General features: G+C 39.3%; 21 protein-coding genes and 5 pseudogenes. 12 read left to right on the plus strand and 14 right to left on the minus strand.

The window, feature by feature from the left end; all coding sequences use genetic code 11:
* Positions 1–2: 2 nt before the first annotated feature.
* Both ACRWSG_RS22230 and ACRWSG_RS22235 read left to right on the plus strand, forming a co-directional pair.
* Positions 3–296, plus strand: a complete 294-nt coding sequence (locus ACRWSG_RS22230) for a hypothetical protein (RefSeq protein ID WP_462167571.1) — start codon at positions 3–5, stop codon at positions 294–296.
* Positions 297–308: 12 nt separating this feature from the next.
* A complete protein-coding gene (locus ACRWSG_RS22235; RefSeq protein ID WP_462167572.1) occupies positions 309–521 on the plus strand; it encodes a hypothetical protein in 213 nt (70 codons plus the stop codon).
* A 196-nt stretch (positions 522–717) separates the two neighbouring features.
* Here the strand turns inward: ACRWSG_RS22235 and ACRWSG_RS22240 are convergent, their stop codons facing one another.
* Positions 718–1,500: an RNA-guided endonuclease InsQ/TnpB family protein gene (locus ACRWSG_RS22240; RefSeq protein ID WP_282658937.1), complete on the minus strand. Its 783-nt coding sequence runs from the start codon at positions 1,498–1,500 to the stop codon at positions 718–720.
* 21 nt (positions 1,501–1,521) lie between these two features.
* On the minus strand, positions 1,522–2,022 hold the full coding sequence (locus tag ACRWSG_RS22245) for a helix-turn-helix domain-containing protein (RefSeq protein WP_462167573.1): 501 nt from the start codon (positions 2,020–2,022) through the stop codon (positions 1,522–1,524).
* 38 nt (positions 2,023–2,060) lie between these two features.
* Here ACRWSG_RS22245 and tnpA (ACRWSG_RS22250) point away from each other — a divergent pair.
* Positions 2,061–2,456, plus strand: a pseudogene (tnpA, locus tag ACRWSG_RS22250) (IS200/IS605 family transposase).
* 252 nt (positions 2,457–2,708) lie between these two features.
* Here the strand turns inward: tnpA (ACRWSG_RS22250) and tnpA (ACRWSG_RS22255) are convergent.
* Positions 2,709–3,128 carry an IS200/IS605 family transposase gene (gene tnpA, locus ACRWSG_RS22255; RefSeq protein WP_036973777.1) on the minus strand — a complete coding sequence of 140 codons (420 nt, stop codon included), beginning with the start codon at positions 3,126–3,128 and terminating at the stop codon, positions 2,709–2,711.
* A 64-nt stretch (positions 3,129–3,192) separates the two neighbouring features.
* On the opposite strand from tnpA (ACRWSG_RS22255), the gene ACRWSG_RS22260 reads away from it, so the two are divergent.
* Together ACRWSG_RS22260 and ACRWSG_RS22265 are read left to right on the plus strand one after the other, a co-directional pair.
* Entirely contained in the window at positions 3,193–4,335 is a 1,143-nt protein-coding gene (locus tag ACRWSG_RS22260; RefSeq protein WP_036973776.1) for an RNA-guided endonuclease TnpB family protein, read from the plus strand.
* Between the two features lie 79 nt (positions 4,336–4,414).
* Positions 4,415–4,819, plus strand: a pseudogene (locus ACRWSG_RS22265) (EAL domain-containing protein); the annotation flags it as partial.
* 48 nt (positions 4,820–4,867) lie between these two features.
* Here the strand turns inward: ACRWSG_RS22265 and ACRWSG_RS22270 are convergent.
* From ACRWSG_RS22270 to ACRWSG_RS22280, 3 genes are all read right to left on the minus strand, one after another.
* Positions 4,868–5,059: a zinc-finger-containing protein gene (locus ACRWSG_RS22270; RefSeq protein WP_462167707.1), complete on the minus strand. Its 192-nt coding sequence runs from the start codon at positions 5,057–5,059 to the stop codon at positions 4,868–4,870.
* Positions 5,020–5,355, minus strand: a complete 336-nt coding sequence (locus tag ACRWSG_RS22275; protein WP_462167574.1) for a hypothetical protein — start codon at positions 5,353–5,355, stop codon at positions 5,020–5,022. Before ACRWSG_RS22275 ends, ACRWSG_RS22270 begins: the two co-directional genes overlap by 40 nt.
* A gap of 129 nt (positions 5,356–5,484) precedes the next feature.
* On the minus strand, positions 5,485–6,021 hold the full coding sequence (locus ACRWSG_RS22280; protein ID WP_055022424.1) for a hypothetical protein: 537 nt from the start codon (positions 6,019–6,021) through the stop codon (positions 5,485–5,487).
* A gap of 871 nt (positions 6,022–6,892) precedes the next feature.
* Here ACRWSG_RS22280 and ltrA point away from each other — a divergent pair.
* Positions 6,893–8,365: pseudogene (gene ltrA, locus ACRWSG_RS22285) on the plus strand (group II intron reverse transcriptase/maturase).
* 285 nt (positions 8,366–8,650) lie between these two features.
* Here ltrA and ACRWSG_RS22290 read toward each other — a convergent pair.
* From ACRWSG_RS22290 to ACRWSG_RS22305, 4 genes and pseudogenes are all read right to left on the minus strand, one after another.
* Complete coding sequence (locus ACRWSG_RS22290) at positions 8,651–11,248, minus strand: TraC family protein (RefSeq protein ID WP_462167575.1); 2,598 nt, start codon at positions 11,246–11,248, stop codon at positions 8,651–8,653.
* 14 nt (positions 11,249–11,262) lie between these two features.
* Positions 11,263–11,982 carry a TraV family lipoprotein gene (locus tag ACRWSG_RS22295; protein ID WP_199528355.1) on the minus strand — a complete coding sequence of 240 codons (720 nt, stop codon included), beginning with the start codon at positions 11,980–11,982 and terminating at the stop codon, positions 11,263–11,265.
* A gap of 6 nt (positions 11,983–11,988) precedes the next feature.
* Entirely contained in the window at positions 11,989–12,723 is a 735-nt protein-coding gene (locus ACRWSG_RS22300; RefSeq protein WP_462167576.1) for a disulfide isomerase DsbC N-terminal domain-containing protein, read from the minus strand.
* A gap of 1,188 nt (positions 12,724–13,911) precedes the next feature.
* Positions 13,912–13,986: pseudogene (locus tag ACRWSG_RS22305) on the minus strand (IS200/IS605 family transposase); the annotation flags it as partial.
* A 38-nt stretch (positions 13,987–14,024) separates the two neighbouring features.
* On the opposite strand from ACRWSG_RS22305, the gene ACRWSG_RS22310 reads away from it, so the two are divergent.
* The 4 genes and pseudogenes from ACRWSG_RS22310 (at position 14,025) to ACRWSG_RS22325 (ending at position 17,168) form a co-directional block, all read left to right on the plus strand.
* Complete coding sequence (locus ACRWSG_RS22310) at positions 14,025–14,222, plus strand: helix-turn-helix domain-containing protein (RefSeq protein WP_229677686.1); 198 nt, start codon at positions 14,025–14,027, stop codon at positions 14,220–14,222.
* Between the two features lie 12 nt (positions 14,223–14,234).
* Entirely contained in the window at positions 14,235–15,251 is a 1,017-nt protein-coding gene (locus tag ACRWSG_RS22315; protein ID WP_462167708.1) for an RNA-guided endonuclease InsQ/TnpB family protein, read from the plus strand.
* Between the two features lie 754 nt (positions 15,252–16,005).
* Positions 16,006–16,164: pseudogene (locus ACRWSG_RS22320) on the plus strand (zinc ribbon domain-containing protein); the annotation flags it as partial.
* Positions 16,165–16,901: 737 nt separating this feature from the next.
* Complete coding sequence (locus ACRWSG_RS22325; protein WP_055022496.1) at positions 16,902–17,168, plus strand: hypothetical protein; 267 nt, start codon at positions 16,902–16,904, stop codon at positions 17,166–17,168.
* A gap of 917 nt (positions 17,169–18,085) precedes the next feature.
* Here the strand turns inward: ACRWSG_RS22325 and ACRWSG_RS22330 are convergent.
* Together ACRWSG_RS22330 and ACRWSG_RS22335 are read right to left on the minus strand one after the other, a co-directional pair.
* Positions 18,086–18,208 (minus strand): diguanylate cyclase domain-containing protein, encoded by a 123-nt coding sequence (locus tag ACRWSG_RS22330; RefSeq protein ID WP_082423040.1) that lies wholly within the window; start codon positions 18,206–18,208, stop codon positions 18,086–18,088.
* Complete coding sequence (locus ACRWSG_RS22335; RefSeq protein ID WP_055022495.1) at positions 18,193–18,435, minus strand: diguanylate cyclase domain-containing protein; 243 nt, start codon at positions 18,433–18,435, stop codon at positions 18,193–18,195. Before ACRWSG_RS22335 ends, ACRWSG_RS22330 begins: the two co-directional genes overlap by 16 nt.
* A 376-nt stretch (positions 18,436–18,811) precedes the next feature.
* Between ACRWSG_RS22335 and ACRWSG_RS22340 the strand changes: the two genes are divergently transcribed.
* Together ACRWSG_RS22340 and ACRWSG_RS22345 are read left to right on the plus strand one after the other, a co-directional pair.
* The gene (locus ACRWSG_RS22340; RefSeq protein ID WP_462167577.1) at positions 18,812–19,120 is read left to right on the plus strand and encodes a transposase; all 309 of its coding nucleotides are present in this window, start codon (positions 18,812–18,814) and stop codon (positions 19,118–19,120) included.
* 25 nt (positions 19,121–19,145) lie between these two features.
* Positions 19,146–19,427 (plus strand): zinc ribbon domain-containing protein, encoded by a 282-nt coding sequence (locus ACRWSG_RS22345; protein ID WP_462167709.1) that lies wholly within the window; start codon positions 19,146–19,148, stop codon positions 19,425–19,427.
* A 124-nt stretch (positions 19,428–19,551) separates the two neighbouring features.
* Here ACRWSG_RS22345 and ACRWSG_RS22350 read toward each other — a convergent pair whose 3' ends face one another.
* A complete protein-coding gene (locus ACRWSG_RS22350; protein ID WP_462167578.1) occupies positions 19,552–20,211 on the minus strand; it encodes a ParB family protein in 660 nt (219 codons plus the stop codon).
* A gap of 86 nt (positions 20,212–20,297) precedes the next feature.
* Positions 20,298–20,642, minus strand: a complete 345-nt coding sequence (locus ACRWSG_RS22355; protein ID WP_462167579.1) for a hypothetical protein — start codon at positions 20,640–20,642, stop codon at positions 20,298–20,300.

Consider the following 20,642-nt stretch of genomic DNA (forward strand, 5'->3'; position numbering starts at 1 on the left):
TATTGGTCAGCAGAAGGTACAGTATATGGCACAAACTTTCTCATAAAGGTATTTTTTGGTATATAAGTTATAACGCCAAGACGAACTTTTCAATTATCTACCCTGCCCTTCTTTTTTGTTTGGAAAAAGATAAACAAGAAGAACCAAATGGGTTAATTGTGTTTGCTTTGCCAAGTAATCAACGACCTAATGAAAATACGCATTTGTATCATGCGCCACTGATGAATATTTATTCGAATGGAGTTGTTTGCCAAGGAAATGCAACTTTACCCAAAAAGAATCACATCAATTACTGAATGAATGAAGGCATGAATGATGTTGAGAAAACTGTACTGGCTTCAAACTTTACTCACGTAAACCACGAAAAGACCCTTAAAGCAAAGGAAGTTGTAACAACGCAAAATTTGCTCGCATTTTGGATCGCTAAAGCCAACACAAGGAGCCTAAGTAATGCAAAAGTAAGAATGCGAGAGTTAAATCGATTTATGCGTTTGGGAGAGTTTTTAAGCTCGGCCTTGTGAATAATTCACATTATATGTCCGGCCATATTAAAAGGTTAAAAAATAAACATACTTTTAATTTCATCAGAGTGGATTTCTAAACCATTAAATGTATCAGTAATTGGTGCGGGTGGTACAGGATATGCGTTTTTATCAGAATGTTTTCAGCTTGATTATTTGTTGCGAAAGGTCACTAATCATCAAGTTCACTTAAACATCAGAGGGTATGACGATGGTGAACTACCCAGCAACATCGGTTCATTCTGATCACAGGGCTTCTACAGTCTAGCTTAACGGCTAGGCAGCTTTTTTTCTCAGATCCAAAATCCAACTTCGATAATTCGAAGACTTTCATTTTAACAGATTGTTTCTGCTGAGATGCGGGTGTTACCCTTGCAACGATTCCAGCCGCAATTATATCTAATTCACCTGTACTAGCTATGCTTTTAGCAGCAGCTAGATCGCGGCTTTGATACGCTCCGCAAGCCGTACAAGTAAAACGCCTATCATTCAATGTTAAAACATGGCGTTGCCCGCACTCCGAACAAATTCCAGTGGATTTTTCAAAACGACCTATTTCATGATAGAGCTTGCCTTCTAGCTCAGCTTTATACTTTGAAAGCTGAGTGATCAAACCCATCACGTTATCTGCAACCATACTACCATTGAACTTTTGCATTGCTTTTACGTTTAAATCTTCGAACACTAAAATATCATTTTCATTGGTTATCTGTCTTGAAGTTTTGTGCGCAAAGTCCAGCCTTTGCCTTGAGATTTTTCCGTGTAATTTATTGATGCGTTGTTTTGTTTTTTGCCAGCGATTTGAACCTTTGGTTCGACGTGCAAGCTGGCGTTGCAATTGATTTAACTTCTCTATTGCTTGCTTTAAAAACTTCGGGTTGTCGGCCACGAAACCGTTCGAACCAACCACCGTTTGCTTTGAGTTGATGTCAAAGCCAGAGAGCATTTCCAAAACTTGTTTAGCCGTTTTGCATTCCACTTCCTGAGTGATACTGCATTCCTATTTTCCGTGATGATATTGAACAGTGACGGTCTTAATTTTGCTCACTAGCTCACTATGCAGAGCGATTGGCACTTTGCCGACCTTCGGAATACTGATATCGCCATTTTCGATTCGAATGCAATTGGCATTATTAACGGCTCGAAACGAGTCATTGTGAAGTCTTTTCTTTTTGTATGAGACTTTATGCTTTGGAAAGCGCTGCAAACGAACCTTTGAAAAAGCATTCTTAACAGCAGTTTCTAAATCGCGAGCAACCTGCTGAGCCGCTGCTGAATCAAAAGATTTAATCCACGCAAACTCTTCGAAAGGCTTTAATTCCTTAAGAAGCGAGGCCATTTCTTTGTAAAACAAGAACGTCTTATCGTACTCATATCGACGCATATTTTCAGACAACAACAGATCCCAAATGCCACGCGCTGTCGCACTAAACTCAATAAGCTTAGCTTCTTGCTCTGGGGTAGGATTTAGCCTGTAGTTGTATCTGAGCGTCTTTTTCATATACTGTATAGACTACTGTATAAGGTCGAGTTGTCAAGTTGGAATATGAAACTAAATCTCACTGCAAATATTTAATTGCACTTCATTTAATTCTGGTAGTTAAATCAAGAAAACCTTTACTAAACGGAAATCTGGGTAAGTTTGTTAAGAAAACGGTTTTCGATGTTTCTCTATCTTCTGACTTCAGGATCGAAGAGGTTGAAATAGACAAAGATCACATTCATATGCTGATTACAATCGGCACTCGATATTCTGTAGGCTAGTACGCAAGGAGGATTAAACAAGCGACAACTACTAAAATCTGGAAATCATTTCCTTACCTCAAAAACCAATTTTAGAAAGAGAAAACATTTTGGTCTGATGGATACTTTGTGTGTTCTGTAGGAAATGCTAGTGCAGAGATAATACGAAAATATATTCAAGAGCAGGGGTGACACAGATTCATCCCCGCGACATCACTTCGCTCTGATCACGGGGTTTTCTCGGTGAATTTTCGATAAAGCAAAGGTTCGTGCTGATATGGGGCGTTTTTTTGCTAATGATAATCGTGGTTCTCGTTATAATAAATCACTAATGTGGTTAGATTTGGGTAACGGACGCGCATCAGGCCAGATTATTTTAGCGATTTCGCCGTAAACCCTCGCCCGATTAGGGCGGGGATATAAGGCGTAAGACGCGATAGCGTCTTAATCTGGGGTTGATTGACTTTCCACATAAGCTTTTAATGTTTCAATAGTCACACCGCCAGCAGTGCAAGCAAAGTATGAACGAGACCATAGGGCGGAGCTTGTGCTCTGCCTTGTAAGGTGCGTGTTTTGTAGTCGTAGTATACGAGATGAAACTGCTTTTAAGTTGTTAACCATTAGGCTGATTGAAAGTTTAGGAGGGTATGAGATCAGTAAATGAACGTGATCCTGTTCACCATCCATTTCTATCAATTCGCATTCAAGTTTTACACACACTGAGTCAAAAGCTTCCCTTAATTGTTCGATCATAACTCCAGTAAACAACTTGCGCCTGTACTTCGTTGTAAATACCAGATGAATAATCAATTTGCTCAGGCAGTGCCTTTTTTGAGGCAGTCTTGAAGTAACTCTTTGCTGTATGCACTCACTTTACAACCCCAATATAAGCCGATAATATCTTGAAATTATACAGGTGAGCAATGAAATGCTAAAAGCAACAAAAGTACGCATTTATCCAACACAAGAGCAAGCTGAGTTTTTAATCGCTCAGTTTGGTGCCGTGCGTTTTGCGTATAACAAAGCGCTGCATTTAAAATCGCACATGTACCGCAAGCATGGTGTCACACTGAATCCAAAAAAGGATATAAAACCACTGCTTGCCGTTGCTAAGAAATCCCGCAAATACCACTGGTTGAAGCAATATGATTCAATCGCCTTACAGCAATCGGTGATCAATCTTCACCAAGCCTTCGACAACTTCTTTAATCCGAAGTTGAAAGCCAAGTATCCACAATTCAAACGTAGACATGGCAAGCAGTCGAGCTACCACTGCGTGGGTGTAAGGGTACTTGATGGGGCAATTAAGCTTCCAAAAATGAAGCCTATAGAGGCGAATGTTCACCGTGAGATTGCGGGTGTGATTAAAAGCATCACTGTAAACCTGAGCAAGACAGGTAAGTTCTACGCATCAATCCTTGCGGATGATGGAGTGGAACTCTCAACACCTCTCCACACGTTAAGAGCAGTGACAGGTGTCGATCTGGGTTTGTCTCATTTTGCGATTGAGTCAAACGGCAGAAAGACAGCCAACCCAAGATTTGTAAAACGCGCTGAGAAGAATCTCAGACGTAAGCAGCGTCAGCTATCCAGAAAAGCCAAAGGCAGTGCTAATCGTGCAAAAGCTCGGATACTTATTGCTAAATGTCATGAAAAGGTAGCGAATGCTCGCGCTGATTTTCAACACAAACTCTCTCGAACTCTCGTTGACGAAAACCAAGCGGTGATAGTTGAGACATTGAAATCAGCCAATATGATGAAAAACCGCAAACTTGCAAAACATATTGCTGATGCCTCATGGCATAGCTTTGTTGCGAAATTGGAATACAAACTGAAAGAGCAAGGTAAGCACCTAGTAAAGCTAGATCAGTGGTACGCCAGTTCTAAAACCTGCTATTGTTGCGGTCATAAAATGGAAGCAATGCCCTTATCGGTTCGCAAATGGGATTGCCCGTCTTGCGGTACCAGAGATATTGATCGCGACTTAAATGCCGCCCTAAATATCCGGGATAAAGGCATTCTGGAATTAAAGGCGGCTGGACGGTCGTCTCTGCTTATGGAAGCTGCATAAGTCTCGATACTATCGAGCAACGGCTAACGAAATAAGAAGCATCGCCTGATAAGGCGATGAGAAGTCACAACCTGCCCAAGTTGCTTCTGAGGGCTTTAAGCGACTGGTTAATTATTATTTTCGAAAATTCAAAATTGATATGACAAGAGTGATATTTGAAATTACTGAGCGCCCCTGTTCGCACAAGATGTTCAATGATGTTTTGGTGAACACCAATTCAATGACAGCAAATGGGTATCTATTTGCGATTGATGATTTTGGTACCGGTGTCTCTAATTTTGAAATGCTATGCGAGCTTGATGTGTACATGATAAAGCTTGATGGAAACTTTGGTATTAAGTCTCTGCATGATATTAACTGCCAGAAGGTTTTTAAATTCGTATCGACTTTCAACGAGTCTTTCGGATGTAAAGTCTGTGCTGAGGGCTTGGAGACTGAAGAACACGTAGAATTAGCAAGAGGCCTTGGCTTTTGTTTTGATTAAGGCTATGGGTTGGGAATGCCAAAAGTATTAACGGGTATTGTGGAATAATTAAATTATAAGTTTCGTAAAGTTTATCGCTGATTCACATTGTTGTTCGGTGAATTTACCAATATGACAATCATTAGGTTTAACTTCTAGGTAGTTAGCCAACTGTCTGTACACATCAACTCTTGCAAAACCACACTCTTTCCAAAGTACATCTAATATTTTGTGTGCCTTTTGTCTTGCGCTTCTTTCAATTCACTAACCCAATTTGGATCATAAACAACAGAAAGATGTTTATCATTTGCAATCTTGTTTAATTCCAAGGTCATAAATTCAGCAATATCTTCAGATGACTTTTGACGTGCACAACCAGATAAAAATACTTGCGAACGTATTAACTGAGCTAACCTTGTTGCTGTATTTTCAATGACGTAGTTATCTTCAAGTTGTTTGGCAATATTTTGTGACACATCATAACAATCTGCAGCGCTGACATAATTGCATAGAACGAGTGAGCTAACGATGAGGGGTTTAAAGACTTTATTGTTCATATTTTCCTGAAATTTTAATTATTGTTTTTTAATAACGTTCGAACACACCAAAAGGGGTTAAAAGATTTTCTAAATGCTAAATTAAATTGCTAACGCCTAAATCAGGTGCGCCCTAGGCGTCACCTGGATTTACTTGTTAGCCTCCTGCATGATTTCACCAAATGTTAGAAACTGCCTGATTGTAGGAAAATCCCACTCATTTAGCCCTAAAGACATCAGGTGCTTAAGGGCTCCATCTTCAGGACAATCGCTGAGCTCATCTGGGTATGTACTGACAAACCAACTCCAGAAGATCTTTGCTTCGAGAGGAATTTCACCCGAAATATTTTGAAGCATTAGTATTGCATCAAGCATGAAATCAGATGTAAATCTCTCAATTGGAGCGATATTTATCTTTCCTTCAGGATCTTTATCTGCATGTTTGAAAAAATTATAAGGTTCATTGACAGTTCTTACATGCTTCCTGAATTCCTCTCTCGTCATGCCTTTTGGGTTCTTGACTACACTTACTATTCCTTGCTCTTTGCCCACATCAATTAACACCTGATGAGCAGATGCAATAACAGTATGAATCACTACAAAATCACGTAACTCAAAAAACAGAGTCACTGCTTCAGTAATCTGTCGTCTAGCAACTTCTATCTTGTCAATCCAAATTGGTTGCATTTTACTCCTTGGAAGCTAACAATTTAATATCGACTCATTGGGTCGTTTTTCTACCGAGCCGCGGGTCATTTTTATCATTGTACCAGTTCTACCACACTAACTAACTTGTTGCTACAGATAAACTTTTAATCATTATAGAGATTATGAAAAAGGTAAAAACGACCAAATGGGTTGTTTTCCTGAATATAGGAGAAACACATAGCAATTGGACACAAAATCAGTGTTGAAAAATAATTTTCTAATGACCGCTATTCGCTCAAAGCCGTCATTAGAGCATTCACTTTAACTCATTTTGGGGCGTGCGACGTGAAGTCGTATGAAGCGCTGTTCACCGCTTAATGAGTGAACCATCTGTATCACCAGATGATCCTAGGAGCCTGAATAAAGTAGCGGCTCTGACAATGTAACGAAGGTTGGTATGCGCCAATCGGGATCTTAATCGTGAGAGGACGATCCTCCTGATAACCACAAATCGGGTGAGTGCTAGGATCGTCAGTATGATGAACATAAGTGAATCCGCGTAAGGTGCGTTATATGATGAAACAGCGGAAGTGGTTAATACGCTGTAGCCAAAAGGCGCGAGAGTCGGAAAGAGATTGCCCCATGCTCTTTCGTGATCACTGAACTCTCCGCACTATAGCGGGCATCTAACCTGACATTGCGCAACATACGGAACACGGTAAGCCTGTATCACTCCCTTTGGGAAAGCTTATATAGCTGATAGTGATGCAGGTAGAGGATGTTGGAGAAAGCAAAGGCTGGATTGTAATGATGCAGATACAGACGTCTGTCTGGCACGAAAGTGAGCTGACTTCCGACTGGTCTTCCTTTGCAAGAGAATTTGAAGAACTTTATTCAAGGAGAAACGCAAATGATGATTTCAAAAGAGATTAGTGCCTCTCCTGACAGTGCTCAATGGCAATCCATAAATTGGAAAACTGTTGAGTCACACGTTTTAAAGCTTCAGATGCGTATTGCAAAAGCAACAAGAGAAAGTAAACACGGCAAAGCGAAAGCATTGCAGTGGATACTGACTCACTCGCATTCGGCAAAACTTCTTGCTGTTAAGCGAGTATCACAAAACAAAGGCAGTAAAACGCCCGGAATAGACGGCGTCATCTGGAATACGGATACGCGCCGCATGAAAGCAGTCAATCAATTGAGCAGAAAAGCTTATCAAGCCAAACCGCTCAAGCGTATCTACATCCCTAAGAAAAACGGCAAGCTCAGACCTTTGGGTATCCCGTGTATGGTCGATAGAGCGCTGCAAGCGCTTCATCTTCTCGCACTAGAGCCTGTGTCAGAAACACTTGCTGACCCAAATAGTTACGGCTTTCGGCGCAACAGAAGTACTGCTGATGCTATTGCTCAGTGTTTTCTCTGTTTGAGTAAAAAGCAATCCGCTCAATGGGTTCTTGAGGGAGATATTAAAGCCTGTTTCGACAAAATTGGGCATCAATGGCTTATGAATAATATAGCTGTAGATAAACGAATGTTGGAACAATGGTTAAAGTCTGGTTTTATGGACAAAGGGCTGTTCTATCGCACTGACGAGGGAACACCACAAGGCGGGATCATATCTCCAACCTTGATGCTGATGACTCTTGCAGGTCTTGAGCAACGCATAAAGTCCACCGCACTTAAAAATGGGGCGAGAGCCAACTTTATAGGATACGCTGATGATTTCGTCGTCACTTGCACTTCAAAGGACGTGCTGGAGAACGATATCAAACCGTTGATTGCTGACTTCTTAGCACACAGAGGCTTAACGCTCTCCGAAGAGAAAACGCACATTACTCACATTAGCCGTGGTTTTGACTTCCTAGGCTTTAACCATAGGAAGTACAAAGGAAAGCTGCTCATTAAACCGAGTAAATCTAACACGTTAATATTTCTGAGTAACTTGCGCGAACTCACTAAAAAGCACGCAACCACCCCCGTTAACGATCTAATCAAGTTGATAAATCCGAAACTCAGGGGTTGGTCGAATTACTATCGCCATTGCGTTGCCAAACAAGTATTCGGATATGTGAGCCACAAACTATTTCTAGCGTTATGGCATTGGGCTAAAAGGCGTCATCCAACAAAATCAAAAACTTGGATCGCCATGAAATACTTTATCAACCGTCGATGTTAATGGCAATTTCACGGTTGGCAGAAGAGCATGAATATGGATTGTCAGTTTAATCTATTTCAAATAGCTAAGGTGCCAATAGAGAGACATGTGAAAATCAGGAGTGAAGCTACGCCTTTTGATCCTTTATACCAAGAATACTTGGCAAAGAGAAAAGCAAAGAGGCAATGCCGCAACTCTTGGAATGAGCCTAATCTCGCTGCTTTATAAGTTGCTGGGTACCAATTAGGTGCCTTCGTGAAGGCTTGAGCCGTATGCAGTGAAAGTTGCACGTACGGTTCTTAGGAGGGCGACACTTGGTAACAGGTGTCGTCTATCCGACAAAGGTGAGTTAATTACATAACCCGCCTCAGGACAGAAACTTGTTAGTCCCACGGTCAGCAATTAGTACACAATTGACTGTCAGATTTAATTAAGTTCTATTAGTCCAACCAGAAAGAGCAAGCTAAGACTATTTCAATATACGTTTCAATATACGTGTATGTACAAAGGTAACTACCCCCTACCCTTCTCTTTATTTGCAAGCTCTAGAGCTTTTTTAATTGAATAACCTTGAGACTTAAACTTGTCTACTAACTCCCTGTCATCTGGATCTGTTGAGTAAACTAGTTGGGTTTCTTTATCTACAAATAGCTTAACTATTTCCCTCGATTGCCCGTATCTCACTAAGATTTCTGAGTAATGGCCCTTATCAGTATGAACGCTTTTCATTAAATCATAGTCTTGATCTGTACCATCATACGCTTTTAACTCTTTGAGTTTATCAACGGCTTCCGGTTCCTGGGCCAACATAAACTTCCATGGACTATTATTAACAATGGCCATCCCTGCTTGGCTTTGGTAAGCATCAAGTAAGCTCTGTGTGATACAAATGCCAGCTGCACGTGTTTTCCTGAATCGACGCCAACCAGTTTCAAGGAACTCGGCTAGATAATTGACTTTACCCGGCTTGTCTTTAAGGTATTCCCAAGCTTCATCGAGAATGAAAAGTTTTCTTTGTTTGTTACCTGATAAAAACATTGCATGTTGAGCTGCGTTGATAAGGCTCATCAGAACACATTGTGATAAGTGAGGTTGCGAGGATAGTTCATCCATCTCACAAACGATTAATCGTGATTTGAAGTTTATTGGTGGGTATTTCTTACCAAAAAAGTCTCCAAAAATACCGCCTTCACACCATGGTTTTAGTTGGCGTCCTATCCTCTTTATTTCAACATCTTGGTGCTTTTCACACAGCTCAGAAAAGTCTGTTATTGATGAATCTTTCCCTTTAAGGTTCCAAAGCTCAGTGAGTACTGTAAGCATTTCTGTAGATTGGTAGTCACTTAAATCACCTGATTCTGACGCCATTGCTTTCAGCAAGGAATGAACCATGGCTGCTTGACCTTCTTTGCCATAAAAGTCATCAATATTTGCAAATGGATCAAGTGAAAACTTCATGTTCTCATTGAAGTCAATGAATTGAGCATTCTTATACTGGCTTGCTAAGTTTTCATATGAGCGACCTTTGTCAATAACAAACACTTGAGCGCCGTCAGTATCGCTGCCCACATCAAGCCGGCTTTTAACACCAGAGCCTAGATATGAAGTGATTAGCTTATTATTGAAAAATGACTTACCAGCTCCAGAGCGAGCGCAAATAAGTGCATTAAAGGAACCATCTGTTTCAAATATGTCTAAACCGAATATTTGCCCAAAGCGCGTGACAAACTCTAGAATTGGCCGTGAAGTGTTTCCTTTCCAACTCGCGCTATGTGGTAATAAAAATACAGCCCCTTTTGCCGTCCATTCATCAAACCGGTCTGATAATTTTATATATTCATCATCAAGGCCAAGAGGTAAAGCGTTTAAGAAGGTGCTAGGTGCCAAAATTGTTTCTATGTTGAATTTATACTCTTTACGCTTGAAGAATGCCTGCAATTTCCTAGTCGCCGTGAATGTTTCTTTCTTACTTCCACCAAGGATTATTAAATTAAGGCTAATTTTACATAATCTGGAGTTTTTAAGTTCATCTTCAATTGCAAAGTAGTCTTGTGCTTGGTCTTTTAAGGTTGAAACCCACTCCAGCATTTTTCCTTTTGCTTGTTTTTTTAGCCATTTGTTACGGCGATCAAATTCTTCATTTGCAGAATGAATACTTGGTAACTGTACGTTAAGCGTCATTAAATATGGGTTCCAAGCAACCGTTCGCTTGCCAAAACGCCAATCACCTAGCAGGTTTATAATATCACCGTAGTTTAAGTAATCGGGTGTTTGCTTGAGGGTCATGACTGAAGCAAATCCATTTGATTTCTCATCTAAAGATGAAAATTCTAGACCATATTCATCACGGTTAATTATTCCGCCCTGCTCTAATATTTGCGCACCCAGTGGGACAAGCTTGTTGATTTTTACTTTATCTCGCCAAAGCGCATTAGGTGAGTGATTGAAGAAAGTCTGCATTCTTGAAAGCCATTCTTCATCATTTAAAATCAATGGGGCTAAGCCTAACCCTTCGAATATTGAATATGTTCTATCTTTTATCTCTAGGAACTCTTTGAGCTCTTTATCAGAAGGGATAAAGTTTTTAACTGGGATTTTTACTGTGATCCAATGTTCAAAATCTCTTGTCCGGATACCTGATTTTTTATCAAGAGACTCTTTTCTTGCTTTAGAGTAATAATTAATTACTGATTCGCTCATTGCATCAGCAAGCTCACCGTCTTCACCACCAATCCGCTTCCCTCGTAGTTGCCTGTAACCATTTAGAAAGCCATCTATTCGTGGTAAAGCAGCTAGGCTTAGTTGAATTAATGTGTTGTGAGGAAACTCATCAGATAGAAAGCCTTCGTAGGCTGTTCTTATTTCGTTGTTTACCCCGTTAGTTGGTTGGCAGGCGATAACAAATCCAATGTAACCGCCTTCCATTAAGAACATTTGATATTCTTTAATATATTCCATTACACAGTTTAATTCTGCGGCTTTATTACCTCCGAGAAGCTTTTGTTGATCTTCAATGGTGCTTCGCCAAAGGGGGCCAGCAAAATTCTGCTGGGTTTCTTCGATATCTGGATTCAATATCTTTTCGATAGCTTCTTGGATTTTATTCAGCATGCTATACACCTATTTTACTTATTAGCCTCAGACTGAGGTCTAGAAATGCTCAACGGATCGATACCTTTGGCCATAGTTTCTTTTCTTTGGCTTGTTACTTTGCTTTTCTTTATTGTTTGAAATGGTAATACTCGACTTGGGCGCATTTGAGCTTGATGGCCTGTTACCCAGCGTCTTGGTTGTAATTCAACATATACGAAGCCTGGAATATTCAAATCTCCAGACTTATCTTCCCAAGCAGCAACATAAATACGCATTGCTTTAGCTTCTTCTAGAACAGCGAGAGGCTCTGGCGCGATATCATTTGGAACGTAATTGAAAGTTCTTAAGTCATCTAACTCATCGTGTGATTGTTTCGAATATGACATTGTGTCATTGCTCGCGATACCAACAATGTTGGCTTTGTCATAATCCTGTGCGTTTTGTCTTCGCAAACTTCTTGGTTCATATACGTATGTGATGTCTTCCCCTTCACTATTAACGTAAATGACTTTTTGGTTTCCTTCTGAATTTGACTTTTTTTCACCTTCGTTTTTTGCATATTCTGCAGTCATCATGTGCTCAAGTTGGTCTTGATTGTTGGTTAACTCATAAACCTCCATCGGCCCTTTACAGAGACCAAGTTCCGGTTTACCTGCACATGAAAATTCCTCTTCACCAATCGTAAATGCCGAACACCCAGAAAATAATGAGGCTATGGCTAGAATTGAGCTGATTTTAAAGATTTCTTTCATTGCTAGTTACTCCATCTCAAGCCATGCATCAAAATCGCTTGGTAGCCCATTAAAGGTTAAACCATCTTCACGAACTAAGAATGGGGTTCCTCTAGCCTCAAGCAATCCCATAACGATAGGTGCTTTTTGAACAGCCTTTGCATCGCAGTCTTCTCTCATTTCTGTTGCTAGTTTTGTCTTGTTCATAAGGTCGATGACAGCTTTAGATTTATCAACAGCGCAATTTAGGCGTTTGGACTCAAGTAAAGATTGGCTGCCTAGCATTGCTGTTAGTACAAAGTCGACATTGTACTTTTCTGGAGATTGCTGAATTATATTGAACAGGGCGTGGCAGTATCCGCAATTAGGGTCAACGAATATTGTTGCTTGCTTAGGTATGTCTTGGTTACCAAATGATAGTGTTGCAAGCTCATCTAGTTTTACGCCCATTTTCTCAAGAGGAACACGGTGAGCATTTCTTGCTTCGCTCAACTCATCAATAGTTCGTCTAAACCATGTATCAATTAACTGCCCTTGAAAGACAAAGCGGCCATTCTTAGATACAAAATATGTTTCTCCTGATTTAGTCTTAACTAGCATTAAGTTTTCAACAGGGAGTTCTTGAATACCTTCGATATCACCTTTTTGGGAAAGTGTTTGTTTTAATTCTGTCGGATTAATTGATTTAGCCATTGAAGATACGCTTAAAAGACTTACAGTTGCTAATAGACCAAGAGCCGTAATTTTTTTCTTTAGTGACATTGTGACTTACTCTTTAAATTGACATACATGTCATTGTAATCTTGGCTATAGAATGAAAAGGGGAGATTAATTACTGATTTTTGCTTTTTTTCATGGATTTGGACAAAACAGAGTTTTACTAACTCGATGGTTGATATGCTTGTTTAATCAACAAATTAAGGTGAATTTAGGATACTCAAAGCTCTAAATACTTAGTTTTAGGCATGATAAAGCCTTAGGTTGGTAAAATACTGATCTAAGGTTAAGGTTGATATATACCAACCTTAACGAATAAAGTTTGTCACATATCAAGACTTCACAATGACATGGTGTTGTCGAAATGAAACATCTTCGTAATATTCCTCATCGAATGCATCACACCAGGAGTTTATTTGTTCATTTGTAAGAGACTACTGTAAAGAACCACTTTCCAAAACTAACGGTCAGCTTCTATGAGGTATTCGTTGCTTTATACCGCGTTCAATTGATAGAGCGTTGGCAATAATACCGAGCTTTTCATTTTCACTATTTAGGAAGTCATCGAGTGTTTTATTAAGGTGGAGTGTCGCGACAGGGGATTGAAGAGCCAGCTATGCCGTTTAGATTGATTCGTTGCCATGTTATCAAATTATCTAATAACATTTCATTCATTAATGAGCGACTTACATAGCCCTGTGCATTTGCAAAAGTTGCTCGTGTAAACATAGCCTTCCTACGGTCTTGTGTTCTCTTATGTTCTCAATTGAAAATGTAGGTTAAATAGCCTCGACATAAATTTAGGACATCTTCGTACTGAGCTTCACCTGTTATTTGTTTTGATTCAGTGCTACTTGTTAAGTTCAAGAACTTTTGAATCATTGTAGTGAATTGTTGGAATGTCCTGCTTTTATTTTTCCATGGAGAGCAATTTTACTTTTTAGCTTTTAGGAATCTACCAGATAGCGCCTAGTGCTCTATCTAAATCTAAAGAGCCTAAGCGAGGTCAATCTAGGTGTTGGTGAAACGCGCTCCACCACGAAGTTGTGGCTCTAATTAAAACCTTCTTGCTGATCCAAATATTGCTTTATAACCTGATTCCATAATGTGCACTTTTGAAATAATTAACCTTGCATAATTGGCGAATTCACCCTGAATAATTTAAGGTGGAATAGTGTAACCACCTGATGAATTTGGCTTTTTTTAATTTCTTTGCCTGGCGAATATTTAAGGTTTTCTGTACTTAACTACCAGAATTAAATGAAGTGCAATTAAATATTTGCAGTGAGATTTAGTTTCATATTCCAACTTGACAACTCGACCTTATACAGTAGTCTATACAGTACATGAAAAAGACGCTCAGATACAACTACAGGCTAAATCCTACGCCAGAGCAAGAAGCTAAGCTTATTGAGTTTGGTGCGACAGCGCGTGGCATTTGGAATCTGTTGTTGTCTGAAAATATGCGTCGATATGAGTACGATAAGACGTTCTTGTTTTACAAAGAAATGGCCTCGCTTCTTAAGGAATTAAAGCCTTTCTAAGAGTTTGCGTGGATTAAATCTTTTGATTCAGCAGCGGCTCAGCAGGTTGCTCGCGATTTAGAAACTGCTGTTAAGAATGCTTTTTCAAAGGTTCGTTTGCAGCGCTTTCCAAAGCATAAAGTCTCATACAAAAAGAAAAAACTTCACAACGACTCGTTTCGAGCCGCCAATAATTCCAATTGCATTCGAATCGAAAATGGCGCTATCAGTATTCCGAAAGTCGGCAAAGTGCCAATCGTTCTGCATCATGAGCTAGTGAGCAAAATTAAGACCGTCACTGTTCAATATCGTCACGGAAAATGGGAATGCAGTATCACTCAGGAAGTGGAATGTAAAACGGCTAAACAAGTTTTGGAAACAATCACTGGCTTTGACATCAACTCAAAGCAAACGGTGGTTGGTTCGAACGGTTTCGTGACCGACAATCCGAAGTTTTTAAGGCAAGCAATAGAGAAGTTAAATCAATTGCAACGCCAGTTTGCACGTCGAACCAAAGGTTCAAATCGCTGGCAAAAAACAAAACAACGCATCAATAAATTACACGGAAAAATCTCAAGGCAAAGGCTGGACTTTGCGCACAAAACTTCACGACAGATAACCAATGAAAATGATATTTTAGTGTTCGAAGATTTAAACGTAAAAGCGATGCAAAAGTTCAATGGTAGTATGGTTGCAGATAACGTGATGGGTTTGATCACTCAGCTTTCAAAGTACAAAGCTGAGCTAGAAGGCAAGCTCTATCATGAAATAGGTCGTTTTGAAAAATCCACTGGAATTTGTTCGGAGTGCGGGCAACGCCATGTTTTAACATTGAATGATAGGCGTTTTACTTGTACGGCTTGCGGAGCGTATCAAAGCCGAGATTTAGCTGCTGCTAAAAGCATAGCTAGTACAGGTGAATTATATATAATTGCGGCTGGCATCGTCGCAAGGGTAACACCCGCATCTCAGCAGAAACAGTCTGTTAAAACGAAAGCCTTCGAATTATCGAAGTTGGATTTTGGAGCTGAAAAAAAAGAAGCAGCCTAGCTGTTAAGCTAGACTGTAGAAGCCCTGTGATCAGAGTGAACCGATGTCGCTGGGTAGTTCACTAAGGCTGGCTTTATGTTTTTTGAAGTAAATAATTTGGCGAATTCACCCTGAATAATTTAGTGTGGATATATTTTAGTTATTGTTCTATATGACTTTTTTAAAAAAATAATCATGGAGAATATTTAGTTAGCACTTCATTCAAAGGTTGTTCTATATCCTATGTGACAATAGTTACAAAATTTAGGTTGGAGTGTGAAGTTAGTGTTTCAAAGTTAATCAAATACACATCATCGATAGCGTTGTTGGAACGGTTAACAAAGTAAGTAGAGAGAAATAGTTGCTCAGCCTTTTCTTCATCAGTAGCTGATATCAGAGCTCTAAAAATTACTTCTTTATGCTCTATCGGAAAAAAATCAACTGTTACATTATTAATTGTTATGGAGGCTTATCGCCAAGCTATTGAAGTAAAACCATTGAGCCAGGATATCCATTGTTCGTTTCGACAGTTAATACAAAAGCAGAAGCGATATCTATACAAATATTTGTTAACTGTGCCAGTAAGAGGGTGCTTGAATATACCAAGAGTTACGAAAAAGTAGCGAATGCTCGCGCTGATTTTAACATAAACTCAGTCGACCCCTTGTTGACGAAAACCAAGTAATATTGTTCAGACTCTGAAATCAGCCAATGTGCTGAAGAACCGCAAGCTGGCAAAGCACATTGCTAATGCGAGCAGGAACAGCTTTTTTATAAATTGGATTACAAAGCGGAAGAGCAGGGCAACCATGTGATAAAAATAGAACAGTGTTACGCCAGCTCTAAAACCTGCTTTGCTACGGTCATAAAATGGAAGAAATGCTATTATCAGTTCGCAAGTGGGGTTGTTCCAACTGCGGAGTTATGGATATAGATCGCGACTTAAATACCGCTCCTAATATCCGTGACAAAGGCATTTTGAAATTAAAAACGGCTGGACGGTCATTTCTGCATATGGAAGCTGCGTAAGTCTCGATACTATTTAGCAACGGCTAATGAAATAAGAAGCATCATCTGATAAGGCGTTGAGAAGTCACTTCATGGCGCTATAGGTTCTAATGTAGATAAATGGGTGTTAAATGAATGGAACCCGCGACTTGATAAGTTCCTAAGCGCGTTTCAATTAGCTCAAAAGAATATTAAGAGTACAACCGTTTTGGTTGATGATGTAATTTCAACCATCAACAAGGTCTGTGATGCCGGTGCACATAAGGTTGTAGCAAAAATGACTTTTGCTCAAAGGCTGGCATTTTAAGTTAATTTTTTAAAATGAGCGCAAAATTCATCTTTTGATATTGTTTAAAAATCTACAATTAAAAAGGTTTGAAAATGGCATCGACAAAAACAGTAACTAAATTAATGTTAGAGAAAGGGGAGTTTTATAAGACCCAATCCCTCGGGAAAGCACTTTTAATTTCAGAAAATAAAAGTGCTTTCCTATATAATATGCGTACATCCAATAAGTATAAGACGGTTGATACTGGTTTCCCAAATCGTACCGTAAAGGTGGTATCAATTGTCGAAAACCTCGCTTGAGAAGCCTACGAAACCAAGCTTTGCTGTTACTAGACCACCTATGCTTGCAGACGAATGAAATACTTGGAGGACCTTATGTTATCAGTAAATGATGCAGCTGAATTTATGCTCGAAAATGGTGGATACTTCACAGCAAAAAAACTTGCTAAGCACTTTGATGTCAGTACCCGTAGAGCTTCAAGTTGGCTTGGGGTTATCAAGAGTGATGTTAAGTATCATACAGCAAATTGGGGGAAGTCGGTTAAGTTGCTTGGAATTGGCTCTCGTACAATTTGTATTTCTGAGCTGCAGAAGAGGGCTTTAATGTATAAGAGACCAAAAGTCATATACTGCGAAAGCTAAAATATTCTGTTATGTTAAATTAGGCATGAAATTATTTCTGATGGGATTATTGTTTTGTTTAGAGGATTGTGAACCATCAAAATCGTTTGGTTTTTTAAACTATCATAACCCCTTATGAATCATACATAAGATTAAAGATAATATTAGGTTTCTTATATTATTACTTTTTCATTGTTAAATGCTTCATCGGGCTAATAGTATCTAGCCTTGTTAGTTAAGTGCCTTTTACTGGGTGGACTGTTTCCTTGTATGAAATTGAAATCTCCATAAGTCAATCAGGCTAAGCACATCAATCCCTGCAGCACCTAAACACATTATTAAAAAGTTTGCGAATAATTCAAGTATGGCTATATAGTGTCTAGGGAAGGCAAAGTTAGCTTTTGGAGTCTAAAAAACTAACGATCGCTTCTTTAGCTAATTTTATTGTTGCTGAAGCTTTTGAACCACAGTTGTGCAAAGCAAAAAAATTGACATCAAGCAATGAATACTCTGGGCATAACTCTTCTATATCAACTTTGCTGATATCAAATAGTTTTGGGACAATTCCTACTCCAAAATCTGACCGTTTCTGTTAATGAATTGTTCTGTGAAATTCTTTAAATTTTATATTCAAAGTATGTGGTGAGAGTTTATGAGTTAGAAGGTATTCTTCTTTTTTCCCGTGAGTTTGATATATATACATGGTCTTGTAGGGAGACGTTACTTCCTTTTGCCTTGTAAAGAATGTCTTTAAAACTGCCTAGGCGCTGTGTGTATAGTTTGAGTCTCTTGATTTTCTAACACGAATTGCTAAATCAATTCCATGTTCTATCAAGTCAAGATGCTTATCATCACAAATGAAGTTTGACTTAATTTCCGGATACTCTTTAAATAGTTTACATAAAATTCGGTGCGACAATAGAGCCCATTAAACCGAATCACATATATTGGATGTTATCCGTTTTTGGGACTACAATAACAAACTCATCTCCACCGAGACGGCTTATAAATACACTTGATGGTAATTGGTTGCTAAGTCTCTTTGCTATAATATGAAGCAGTTCATCATCTTTGCATGGCCAAGTGTATCGTTAATAATCTTGAAGCTGTCTAAATCTAAAAATAAAACTGCAAACTGCGACTTTAGTTTCAAGTAGTCTGTGCAAAGAGCATGAAGGTACTCTTGGAGGTACCTTCTATTAGGTAGTCTAGTCAACGAGTCATGAGATGCCAAAAATCCCATTTTTTTAGTGATATCATTCAATTCAGATATATCTTGGAACACCATGACTGCACTTTGTAAAGATTTATCATGCTGCTGTTAAGAATGCTTTTTCAAAGATTCGTTTGCAGCGCTTTCCAAAGCATAAAGTCTCATACAAAAAGAAAAAACTTCACAACGACTCGTTTCGAGCCGTCAATAATTCCAATTGCATTCGAATCGAAAATGGCGCTATAAGCATCCCAAAGGTCGGCAAAGTGCCAATCGTCCTGCATCGTGAGCTAGTGAGCAAAATTAAGACCGTCACTGTTCAATATCGTCACGGAAAATGGGAATGCAGTATCACTCAGGAAGTGGAATGCAAAACGGCTAAACAAGTTTTGAAACGATCACTGGCTTTGACATCAACTCAAAGCAAACGGTGGTTGGTTCGAACGGTTTCGTGGCCGACAATCCGAAGTTTTTAAAGCAAGCAATAGAGAAGTTAAATCAATTGCAACGCCAGCTTGCACGTCGAACCAAAGGTTCAAATCGCTGGCAAAAAACAAAACAACGCATCAATAAATTACACGGAAAAATCTCAAGGCAAAGGCTGGACTTTGCGCACAAAACTTCACGACAGATAACCAATGAAAATGATATTTTAGTGTTCGAAGATTTAAACGTAAAAGCGATGCAAAAGTTCAATGGTAGTATGGTTGCCGATAACGTAATGGGGCTGATAACTCAGCTTTCCAAAGTACAAAGCTGAGCTAGAAGGCAAGCTCTATCATGAAATAGGTCGTTTTGAAAAGTCCACTGGAATTTGTTCGGAGTGCGGGCAACGCCATGTTTTAACATTGAATGATAGGCGTTTTACTTGTACGGCTTGCGGAGCGTATCAAAGCCGCGATCTAGCTGCTGCTAAAAGCATAGCTAGTACAGGTGAATTAGATATAATTGCGGCTGGAATCGTCGCAAGGGTAACACCCGCATCTCAGCAGAAACAATCTGTTAAAACGAAAGCCTTCGAATTATCGAAGTTGGATTTTGGATCTGAAAAAAAAGACGCAGCCTAGCTGTTAAGCTAGACTGTAGAAGCCCAGTGATCAGAGTGAACCGATGTCGCTGGGTAGTTCACCAGACGGTTGTGTATGAGATGAGAAATGGGCTCGTAAAAACTCACCCATTTTATTCATATGATTAGCTTTCTAAACCACTTAGCACTTCATTAATAGCGGTATCTAATTTTTCCTGAATTTGCTTAGGAATTCTGCCAAATTCGTATGAGAAATTTCTACCTTTAACCTTTTTACGCGCAAATTGGTCTTTATTTTCAAATTTTATAAGCGTAGTTACTACAGCTTTATCTACTGAAGGTTTAAAAGATCTTGATTCATTTGCTATTAGTTTACTTAGCATATCCTTTAAATCTTCTTTGATTAAACCTTTAGCTATCTTCAGTTCATTAGCTTTGCTTTTGAGATCTTCAGTAAAGTCACACAACTGATCACCCAGTAGAGCTTGTGTAGACAAAAGGATTTTATAGTCACTGTGATTAAGCAGTGAAATATCCGGGAAAACAGAGATTAAATCATTATCGACTGTTGCCGCTTGTAATGCCTTACTTACTTTTGATTGGCTCAGACCATGACGTTTAGCTAATTCAGCCTGAGTTAGCTTTTCGCCATACTCTTTGAAGTACGTTTCTTTGTCTCTTTCTAGACGTAATCCTATCTCACGAAGGCTGTGTTCTTTAACTGATTGCAGTGATGTAGCGAGTGCCTTTGCGTCACTTAAGGTGATTTCATCATCAGTAACAAGCATTGTGAAAGTATTTATTGTACCGCCTTTATCTAACACATAGGCTCGGCGGCGAGAACCATCTAGTACATCAATTTTATTATCAGCTAGTCGCCTACCAATTGCAGGGTAGAACTGTTGATCATCTAATGTTGATAAGTCTTGAAGTGATTCTTCTGTGAGCAGTGACTGCTCTCGTCGTTGATTTCAAAAGTGACGACCGTATTTGATTTAAGCTGCTCATATGACAATGTAACTGGTGTGAATGTAGCTTTTTGGCCTGATTTTAATGTCCAAATTTTACTTTGCCCGACGCTAACTACTCCAAGATGATGAGATAACACATCCTCAAGCGGTGTTTTGCTCTTTTCAGCTTCAAGTTTCAAGCGTTTTGCTAAGCTTTCTATTTGGTTTTTGTTACTATCTGCAATGGCTTCTTGAGAGCCTGGTGCATTGCCTAACGGAGAGACTGAACCTCTTTTCTTAGCCAT

The sequence above is a fragment of the Pseudoalteromonas sp. GB43 genome (assembly GCF_054923805.1).